Raw genomic sequence first — 10061 nt, forward strand, 5'->3', positions numbered from 1 at the left:
AATTTTTAAAAGTTTACATTTAAACTAAGCCCGAAACTCCTTGTAGAAGGAAGGGCATAGAAAAGAACACCTTGGCTGAAGTTGGATGTGGAATAGCTTGATTCGGGATCAAAGTTATCAACATCCTTGTACAGAAACAAGAGATTCCTACCAACAGCACTTATGGATGCATTGGTTATGAAAGTGTTGTCCAAAATCTTCTTTGGAAAGTTATAGGTAAGGCTCACTTCACGCAAACGCACGTTGGTCTGGTCATAAACATATTCCGAACCGATTGTGCTGACAGCTCCCCAATAATCCTGGGCACTGATGGTGGTGGTGTTGGGAGAGAATGTCCCATCGCCATTGTCCACGACGCCTTCTACCAAAACTCCACCTTCCCGGTACTGCAAGGTCCTTTCGGAAACCCCAGCGGCATCAAGTCCGGCATCGGTACCTGAATACACCTCGCCCCCGATCCTGAAATCGATCAAGGTGTTCAGGCTGAAGTTTTTATAACGGAACGTGTTCGTGAAACCTCCCACTGCATCAGGCTGATAGTTGCCGAATTTTTGACGCTCGGAAGTCGCTTGTGGCCTTCCTTCAGCGGTCAAGATCAATTGACCTTCATCGTTGCGCAACCAAGTGGTGGTCTCTATATCACCAAATCCTTGTCCTACCCTGGCCACTGTGGATACTCTTCCCGTGTTACTGCTACTGAACTCAAAAAAGTCCTGTCCTTCGACCAAGCTTTCCAATTTATTGCGGTTCCTGGAAACATTGATGGAAGTTTCCCAAGAGAAATTCTCCGTCTGTACAGGTGTTCCCCCTACCAATATCTCAAAACCTTTGTTGGAAATCTCCCCTACATTGGTCCTAAAATTACTGTATCCAGACCCTGGATCCAAAGGCACATCGAATATCAAGTCTTTAGAACTGATGCTGTAGTACGAAAGGTCAGTATAGAACCTGTTGTTGAAGGCCCTCAATTCCAAACCGAACTCAGTGGACTGTACATCCTCTGGACGAAGACTTTCACTGAAAAGAGTGGTTTCCCTGGTCACGGTCACATTGTCCAAAAAGCCGTTGGCCGCAATCCTGAACAAGTTCACCAATTGTTGTGGATCGGTATCGTTACCAACACTGGCCACACTTCCCCTAACTTTCAACAGGTTGATATCGCTTCCTAGGTCAAAAGCTTCATTCAACAGCACACTTAAACTTGCGGAGCTATAAAAATAGGAACGGTTCTCGGCTGCTAGGGCAGAAGACCAGTCGTTCCTTCCAGTCAAATCCAAATAGATCATATCGTCATAGGCCAAGGAGATGGCCCCATACACGGAATTGACATTCTTCTTGATCAATGCACTTTGTGTAGCGAACAGATTTTCCGTATTGTCCAAAAAGGGTCTTCCGGGAATTTTAATGTTCTCCCCCCTAGTGCTGGAGCTTATGGTAGAGAAACGCAATGCGTTGGCACCCACGTTGGCATTCAGGTTGAATTTTTCACTCAAATCTTTGTTGAACATCAACAAGAAATCGTAGTTGGTCTCTGTCCTTTTATTCTTTCCGTAATTTACCCGACCTGAAGGGAAGAAATGATGTCCCGTCCTGGTGATGGCTTCCGTGTCTTGGGAAATATCATCGGTACCTACCCTCACAAAAGCGGAAAGCCAATCGTTAAATTCATATTGCAGCTTGGCAAAACCTGTTATTCTGGAACGTCTGTCCATGTTGGAATCGTGCTGCAATATCCAGTATGGGTTACCTCCGGATGCTGTTGGCGCAACCACTCCATAGGGATTGGTCGGATCCAAAGGGTTCTCAAAATTTTGGTATTGCTTCAAATCATTGATGCGGACATTTCGTGCCAAGGGCCACAAATAAGCCATTACACCTTCCGTACCCTGGGTAGGCCTGTTTTTTGCCTTTTGAAGGAAATAGGTCACCCTTGCATCCAAAGTCAGTTTATCCGATAGGTTGGTAAATGCACGAAGGTTGAAGTTGTCCCTATCCACATTTGAATTTGGAAGAATGGACTGAAGGTCAGAATTGGTATAGGAAAAACGAACAGAAGAAGTTTCGTTCCCTGAACTCAATGAAAGGGTATTGATAAAGCTAGTCCCTGTCTCAAAAAAGTCCTCCACATTGTTGGGTTGGGCCTCATAGGCTCTCATTTCCCCATTGTAGGCCAAACGCTCGGAACCGTCAAAACGAGGTCCCCAAGAACTGGTTCCCCTCACTGCAGCCACTTGTGCCGATAAAGGATCACTAGGGTTTATGGTCGGAAAGTTTCCATCCGTACCACGACCGTATTCATTTTGGTACTTCGGCAAAACGAACGGGTTCTCAAAAGTGGCACTTGAGGTGAACGAGATACCCATTCCTTTTTTCAACGCTCCTTTCTTCGTAGTGATGATGATGACCCCGTTACTTGCCCTGGAACCATAAAGAGCGGCCGCGTTGGGTCCTTTTAGAACAGAGAGGGATTCGATATCATCTGGGTTGATGTCAGAAATACCTGTTCCCAAATCGGGGATACTGAACTCCCCTGCCCCGGTAGGTGCACTTAGTGCACTGTTGTCAATCGGCACACCATCCACTACATATAAGGGTTGGTTGTTGCCGCTTATGGAGTTGTTACCACGTATGACCACACGGGTACCTCCACCAGGACCTGAAGTGGTCCTTGAAACGACCACACCTGCCACTTTACCCGCAAGTGAGTTCACCACGTTAGGTTCTTTTACCAAGGAAACCTCATCTCCCTGCACCTCTGTGACAGCATAGCCCAGGGACTTTTTCTCCCTGCTGATACCCAACGCCGTAACAACTACTTCTCCCAGTTGTTGTGCATCTTCCTTCATGGTCACATTAATAGTCGACCTACCATTGATCGACATTTCTACGGTCTCCATTCCCAATGAGGAAAAGACCAGTATAGCATTGCCATCCGAAACGACAATACTATAATTTCCGTCAAAGTCAGACGAAACACCATTACTGGTTCCCTTTTCAACAATGTTGACACCGGGCAATGGCACGCCCGATTCGTCAGAAACCGTTCCGGTAATTGTCTGTGCCATTGCCCCCTGAATGGAAAGCAGTACAGCAAAAACAAATACAAACTTGAGTTTTTGAATCATGTTAGTTTTTTTGATAGTTAGTAATTCCAATTCGCATGTTAATTTTACGTTAACATACCGAGTGAAAATCCCCATTTGTTAAAGACTTCTGAAAAAATTTCGACCAACAACAGACGTGAAAAGCCGAAGGTTGATTTTTCAATTCTTAAAAAGGCGTTGGAAAAGCTTGAAAAAGGCATAGAACAAAGTCATTGTCCTAAGCGAGGCCAAAGACCATATGTCTCAAATGCATTGAAAAAGTGGGCTGCCCATGGCCAAAAATAAAGCTGACCGATATTCTCCAATATCGGTCAGCTCACCCGCATTTAACTAAAATTAAAAGTACTCTTATGGATTACTTCCTTCCAAAATTGTCCAAAACGCCCCATGGTATAAAAATTTTTAGACCAACAACCTTTGACAATAGCCGAACATTTAGCTATTCCCCATTTCGATGTGGGGATTGGACACGTCTTGTCATTTTGAGGCTTTGATTGCCAACAACTGTTCTTCGGTCAGAGCAGGGCCGTCAAAAAAAGAAACACCCTTGGCACCATTTTGCCTTGCCTGTTCAATGGCCTCGGTGAGCTCTTCCCCGCTCATATCCGGCACAAAAAGTCCAGTGTGCAGCTCGGTCTGGGTAGCCTCTAGGTCTTGAACCCCTTGCTTGGTGGCAAACCCTACCCAATCGGTGTCCTCATTATAGAAATTATGGTAGATCATGGGCAATACCACATCCACATCCCATTTGTCCCAACGTTGTCTTACCATATGGTCCGCCATCTCGGGATAGGGAAACACCGCAGCGGTCAATATTTTGCCATTTTCATGGACAATGTCGTAAGCCTCGTTGACCACATCACGTATCCTATTCAGGCGAAATTGCTTCCATTCCATATCAATGGCAGGGTTTTCCATGTCCCTTGGATTCTTATGGTGCATTTTTTCAAATTCGGCCACACAGACGTCACAGTAACAAAAATCAAATTCCGGCAATTCCTCATCTTGCACCAAGTCATACTTCGGCAATAAGCCTATAGGCAAGAAAATATCCGGGAAACGGATATAATCCAAATGTACGCTGGCCACATCGTCCACTTTGGAAAGAGCCTCCACCAGACCCAACACATGGTTTCTTGATGCCTCACGGGTAGGACATAAAAATTCATAATACCCCACGTAGGGCCTATGATCGTAAGCCGATTTTCCTTCCCTGCTCACCACATACCACTCGGGGTGCTGCCTTACAATGGAATCCCCGGGTCGGTTCATGGCCATGATCCATGCGTGCACTTCCATCCCCTCTGCTTTGGCCAATGGGGCCAAACGGCCCAGAAGTTCAGGGTCCGCATTGGTATTGATCAATACCGCGTCCAAGCCATAGCTTTTGTATTTTTTAAACTCTTCGGTGTACGATGCGTCATCCCTTTTGGGGTCGGCAGTGATCCATGTCCAATACTTGAACTCTTTCTGCTCTTCGGTCTGTGCCACTGCCGTATCGGCCTCCGGCTTTTTCCCGATGTTGTCCAAGCATGAAATCACGGACAGGGCGATAATCGCTACGATGATTGCTTTACTTTTCATTTGTAGATTCATTTTATGAGTTGTTGGTATTTTCCGTCTTCCCGGATGGTATATAGTGAGCCGGTAAAAGGACTCTTTGCCTGGATTGTCCAACCCGTTCGGTGCACTTCCAGGTCAAGCTCCAATGTGGTCCCATCCCGTAAAACAGGTTTTGGAATCAGTTCGGCAATGGAACTGGCATATGTTCCCTTTTCGCCAAAGTATTTTTTTTGGGCCTTGTACAGCTTATACATCAACCACCTGATCTGTTCGTCTTTTGGAATGGTGAACGAATCCTGGTTTCCCGCCACATTGGGTGAAAAATAGGCATATCCCCAATGTTCAGGTTCATGCATGTTGATGACCCCTTGTGGCGACCATACCCAGTTGTACTCTGGAAGAAATTTCCCGTTTGCGTCCTTTTTTCGTGCGTACGCCCCATCCTTCAGTTCAAAATCCCAGTTCACCCTTGAAAAATTCACACGCCAAAACTTCCCTTCGGGGACATCGTTGCTCCCACTGGTCTCTTTGAGCACTTCCCAAGGCATGGCCACCTCCACGTTCCACCCCTTATCAACATCCGAAGGATCGTTCAAGGTGCCATTGACCTTTACCGCAGTTTTCAGTCCCAAAATCTCCCAACTGTCCACAACAGAACCACCCTCCCGATAAGGTTTCACCAAGAGCAGGTCCCAAACTGTGTTCAGGGCGTTCATTTCAAATTCGTAGTAATTGTGGGTATCCCCGTCGGGATCTATGAATATTTCAAAATCATTGTTGTAAAAGATGACCGTGTCCCTTTGTTTAAGGGTGGCCCACACATGGGGCTCTTCCATCTGGGCATAAAAATAGAGATAGGTTTCATCCCAGAGCATACGGACATTGGTATGGTACGTCGGGGTCTTGTCCCCTTCAATATCGATAAAATCTTCTGAAACTTGTGCAGCTTGCCAAGCACGCTCATCAGCCACTCCATCAATGGCAATGGGCTCTTGGGTCTTGTACACCACAATGGACCTTGGAGCCTTGTTTTCCTGTGCCGTACACGAAAAATGGGCCGTGGCCACCAGCATGAAAATCGTCTTCTGAAGAATCTGTCGCATTTTTAATAAAAGTGTTTTATTTGTCGCATACATTTTGAACGGTCTTGCTTTATGTTGGAGCCAAAGTTCGTCAATCGGGTCTGTTTTTTACCTTTCAAAATGTAATAGGTACACGTCCAAAAGAACATATTTTGTAAAAATTCCTAATTTCATCCGCATTTATGGCCTTTATTAGACCAACGACGGCTGGGAAAAGCCAAATGCTCAAAAAAACATAATCATCTGCCCAATGCAACTCCAACTCCCGACCAAAAATAGATTCTTTGTAAACGCTGTGACGGAAAACAAGATCACCCCGTTGCATCATGTCATATTTTGGGTGATTTACTTCGCCTTCAATTTCCTGAGGTGGGGAAGTTATTTCAATGACTATCTTTACTCCTTCAAATCCAATCTTTTAGGATTTCCCATCCACATCACCCTCACCTATTTTACCATATACTATCTGGTCCCAAAATTCATCTTCAAAAGAAAGTTTGTGGCCTTTGTCATTGCCCTTATCACCTCAATTTTTCTGCTGGTGGTGATCAAATACCTGCTCACTTATTTTCTGATCAGTTATAATGTCTGGCCCGAAGGCCCGGAGACCCATACCCTTACTTTCAACTATACCGTGGTGATGATGTTGGGCGAACTCTATGTGATCACCTTTGCTTCTTCCATCAAATTGACCATAGATTGGCTTCGGGAGACCGGAAGGGTGGCAAAATTGGAAAAGGAACAATTGGAGACGGAACTCCGCCTGCTGAGGGCACAGATATCCCCGCATTTTTTCTTCAATACCTTGAACAATATCTATGCGCTCAGTCTGGAAAAATCGGACAAGACACCGGACACCATCATCAAATTGTCCGATCTGATGCGCTATGTGCTCTACGAAACCCGCGATAAGGACCAAAGCTTGAGAAAAGAACTTGTCTTTATCCAGAACTATCTAGATCTTGAAAAAATAAGATACAATCAAAACCTTCAGCTCAACTTTGAGATAACGGGCGATCCCAAGGGCAAAAAAATAGCGCCCCTGCTATTGGTCCAATTCATAGAAAATGCTTTCAAGCACGGTGCCAACAAGAGTATTGAAAAGGTGAAAATAGATATAAGGGCAACGATTGAGGAAAAGTTTCTATACTTTAGGATCAGCAACACCAAGCCGAAGAACCAAGGGCTCCCCACCAAAAAACAATCTGGTGGTATAGGCCTTTCCAATGTAGAAAAAAGGTTGAAACTACGGTACGGTGAACACGAATACCGATTGGACATCTTTGATGAATCCGATGAATACATTGTAAACTTAAAGCTCAAGCTCAGATGAACTTAAAATGTGTTATTATAGATGATGAGCCCTTGGCGATCAAAGTCATCGAAAACCACATCTCCCAAATAAAGGAACTTCAGATAGCTGCCGTATTCAACAATGCTATAGACAGTATGGAATACCTAAGGGAGCACATGCCCGACCTGCTCTTTCTTGACGTGAACATGCCCATCATCGATGGCTTTAGCTTTCTGGACAGTCTGGATGAAAAACCCATGGTCATCATCACTTCCGCGCATGCCGAGCATGCCGCAAAAGGTTTTGACCTGGAAGTATTGGACTACTTGGTAAAGCCGGTAAGCCTTCCCAGATTCATCAAAGCCGTGAACAAGGCCCTTGCCAAGGCTAAGGAACAACCCAAACGGGACGCCGTCAACGAACACATTTTTGTGAAAGTCGACAAAAAGAAAATGAAAAAGATCTATTTGGATGAAATCATCCTTGTGGAAAGTTTAAAGGACTATATCAAGATCATCACCCCAAAGGGCAACCATATTGTTCACAAGACCCTGAGCGCCTTCACCGAAGAACTTTCCAGCGACAGGTTTATACGAATCCACCGATCCCACACGGTGTCCATGGACAAAATAGATGCCCTTGAGGGAAACAGTGTTGAAATCGGTGGAAAACGATATGTTATCGGTAGAAGTTATTTGGATGATGTAAAAGCCAAAATCCTGAACCAATCCATTATGGGCACAGGGAACAAAGCGGGCCTATCCGACGACGAATAACGCCCTTCCCTTCATCATCCTATAACCTTAGGTAATCAAATTTCCGTTCTCGTCCCATTCGGCCACGATGTTGCGCTTGCTTTGGTCCACGCACTTGGCCAGCCACTCCGGGTCATAGGACACCCCGTGCTGTTCCAGTACATCGTCCGGCACCCCGTCCCACACATTGGGCATGTTCCCTTTGTAGCCCAGCTCCTCTATCCCGATCTTCGAGGTGTAGAACCCTGTCATGGTCAGGTTCCTTACCATGGAGAAGAAGTTCACTTCAAAGGGCCGCTCGTTGCCCGGCACCTCCGGGTCATAATACGCAATGGTGTCCAATATGGCCTTCTGCTGTTCTTTGGTGGCCGCCTTGAACTCAACCCCATGGTCCAGGTTGCTCCTGTGGTCAAGCCACATCAGGCCACCGCGAAGGTCCACCTGCATCGTTGGCATGTCCTTGGCCATGAACTCTATGAAAGATACCACATCTGCATCCGAGGCACTTTTATATTCCTCGCTGCCGGGCAATATCAGGTCACACAGCACCGTGAGGGTCTCCGCCTCATGGGGATTGAAAAACTGCTCTGCATGCAGTTCGGCCAGCTGTTCGTTCTCCTTCGGCGTCCGCCACTTCAGCATAGGGACCTCTTGTGCCCCTACTTCAGGAACTGTGGGCTCCGGCCTGCAGCCATGTATGGCCAATCCTCCGGCCACGGACCCCAATACTATCGATTTCAGACTCTTCCTTCTGTCCATTTCCTTACAGGTTTTGTTGTTTCAATTGCTCCACTATGTATTCCGAGGCCCTCCACGAGAGCGCCAATATGGTCCAGGTACAGTTCTTGTCCGCCTGCGAGGTGAACACCCCGGCGTCCACCACAAAGACATTGTCCACGTCGTGCAACTGTTGGTACCTGTTGGTCACCGAGGTCTTTGGGTCGTCCCCCATTCGGGTGGTGCCCACCTCGTGGATGATCCGACCGGGAGCGTGGAGTCCATAGTCCCGTTCCTTTCCTGCCTTGCCACCGATCACCTCACCGCCCATGTTGGTCAGGATCTCCTCGAAGGAGTCCTGCATGTGCTTGGCCTGCTTACGTTCGTTGTCCGACCATTTGTAGTGGAAGCGCAATACGGGAATCCCCCATTCGTCCACCACCGCAGGGTCGATCTCGCAGTAGTTGTCCTTCAGGGCGATGGATTCCCCCCTCCCGCTGAGGCCCACCACCGCCCCGTAGTATTTCTTGGCATCGCTCCTGAGGATGTCCCCATAGCCGCCCACTTTTGTCCCGAAGAACTTGTTGAACTCGTTCACGTTGAAACCGAAACCATAGCCGGGCATCCCCATGCCGCCCCATATCTCGATGTGGTAGCCCCGGGGAAAGTCCAACTTGGAGTTGTCGCCCCACCAGGGGGAATAGACGTGCATACCGCCCACCCCGTCCTCGTTGTAGGACACCTTGCGGTTCATCAGGTCGGGCACGAAGGCCATCAGGTCACCGCCCGTGGAGTCGTGCAGGTATTTGCCCACATGGTCGCTGCTGTTGCCCAGTCCGTTGGGGTGCTGTGGGCTCTTGGAGTTCAACAGGATGCGGGCCGTGCTACAGGCCGAGGCTCCGAGCACCACTACCCTGCCCTTGAGCTTGTATTCCTTGCGGTCCTCCTTGTTGATATAGGACACGCCCGTGGCACGCCCTTCGCTGTCCACGGTGACCTCCCTCACCATACAGTTCACGAACAGGTCCACCTGGCCACGGCTCTTCTGCGCTGGGAAGATCAGGCAGGTACCTGCCGAAAAGTCCGCATACACCTGACAGGCCCTTGAGCACTGTCCGCAATAGAAGCACACCCCGCGCTCGTTGTTGATACGCTTGGTGAGCATCGACATCCGTGAGGGGTACACCGGCACCCCGGACTTCTTCGCCCCCTTGATGTAGAACAGCTCGTGCAATCTTGGTTTTGGCGGGGGAAGGAAGAATCCGTCAGGGTCGTTGCGGAGCCCCTCGTTGGTGCCGAACACCCCGATCAGCTTGTCCACCTTGTCGTAATAGGGCTTTACATCGTCATAGCTGATGGGCCAGTCATCCCCATGCCCATCGATGCTCTTGTGCTTGAAGTCGTCCGGGCCGAAACGGAGCGATATCCGCCCCCAGTGGTTCGTGCGACCGCCGAGCATGTGTGAACGGAACCAATCGAACTTGGTGCCGTCCTTGTGCGTGTAGGGCTCCCCTTCTATCTCCCAGCCCCCATAGGCGGCATCGAA

General features: G+C 47.9%; 7 protein-coding genes. 2 read left to right on the forward strand and 5 right to left on the reverse strand.

The annotated features are described in order from the left end of the window. Positions 1 to 5: 5 nt before the first annotated feature. The 3 genes from D2V93_RS07890 to D2V93_RS07905 form a co-directional block, all read right to left on the reverse strand. Complete coding sequence (locus tag D2V93_RS07890) at positions 6 to 3125, reverse strand: SusC/RagA family TonB-linked outer membrane protein (RefSeq protein ID WP_119619062.1); 3120 nt, start codon at positions 3123 to 3125, stop codon at positions 6 to 8. Between the two features lie 456 nt (positions 3126 to 3581). Further along, complete coding sequence (locus D2V93_RS07900; protein ID WP_119619083.1) at positions 3582 to 4688, reverse strand: glycoside hydrolase family protein; 1107 nt, start codon at positions 4686 to 4688, stop codon at positions 3582 to 3584. Positions 4689 to 4696: 8 nt separating this feature from the next. After that, positions 4697 to 5770: a carbohydrate-binding family 9-like protein gene (locus D2V93_RS07905; RefSeq protein WP_119619064.1), complete on the reverse strand. Its 1074-nt coding sequence runs from the start codon at positions 5768 to 5770 to the stop codon at positions 4697 to 4699. A 229-nt stretch (positions 5771 to 5999) separates the two neighbouring features. On the opposite strand from D2V93_RS07905, the gene D2V93_RS07910 reads away from it, so the two are divergent. Both D2V93_RS07910 and D2V93_RS07915 read left to right on the forward strand, forming a co-directional pair. Beyond that, positions 6000 to 7082, forward strand: a complete 1083-nt coding sequence (locus D2V93_RS07910) for a sensor histidine kinase (protein WP_119619065.1) — start codon at positions 6000 to 6002, stop codon at positions 7080 to 7082. Then, on the forward strand, positions 7079 to 7819 hold the full coding sequence (locus tag D2V93_RS07915) for a LytR/AlgR family response regulator transcription factor (protein ID WP_072882255.1): 741 nt from the start codon (positions 7079 to 7081) through the stop codon (positions 7817 to 7819). Before D2V93_RS07910 ends, D2V93_RS07915 begins: the two co-directional genes overlap by 4 nt. Before the next feature lie 27 nt (positions 7820 to 7846). Here the strand turns inward: D2V93_RS07915 and D2V93_RS07920 are convergent, their stop codons facing one another. Together D2V93_RS07920 and D2V93_RS07925 are read right to left on the reverse strand one after the other, a co-directional pair. Further along, positions 7847 to 8557, reverse strand: coding sequence for a gluconate 2-dehydrogenase subunit 3 family protein (locus D2V93_RS07920; protein ID WP_119619066.1), 711 nt, complete (start codon positions 8555 to 8557; stop codon positions 7847 to 7849). A 4-nt stretch (positions 8558 to 8561) separates the two neighbouring features. Next, positions 8562 to 10061 (reverse strand): GMC oxidoreductase (locus D2V93_RS07925; RefSeq protein ID WP_147377386.1); only part of this gene is annotated, 1500 nt, incomplete at its 5' end.

The organism is Flagellimonas taeanensis (assembly GCF_003584105.1).
Lineage (GTDB): Bacteria > Bacteroidota > Bacteroidia > Flavobacteriales > Flavobacteriaceae > Flagellimonas > Flagellimonas taeanensis.

Coding starts and splice junctions, on each gene's coding strand:
- D2V93_RS07890 (WP_119619062.1), bottom strand. CDS start 3,125: ATGATTCAAAAACTCAAGTTTGTATTTGTTTTTGCTGTACTGCTTTCC.
- D2V93_RS07920 (WP_119619066.1), bottom strand. CDS start 8,557: ATGGACAGAAGGAAGAGTCTGAAATCGATAGTATTGGGGTCCGTGGCC.
- D2V93_RS07900 (WP_119619083.1), bottom strand. CDS start 4,688: ATGAAAAGTAAAGCAATCATCGTAGCGATTATCGCCCTGTCCGTGATT.
- D2V93_RS07915 (WP_072882255.1), top strand. CDS start 7,079: ATGAACTTAAAATGTGTTATTATAGATGATGAGCCCTTGGCGATCAAA.
- D2V93_RS07905 (WP_119619064.1), bottom strand. CDS start 5,770: ATGCGACAGATTCTTCAGAAGACGATTTTCATGCTGGTGGCCACGGCC.
- D2V93_RS07910 (WP_119619065.1), top strand. CDS start 6,000: ATGCAACTCCAACTCCCGACCAAAAATAGATTCTTTGTAAACGCTGTG.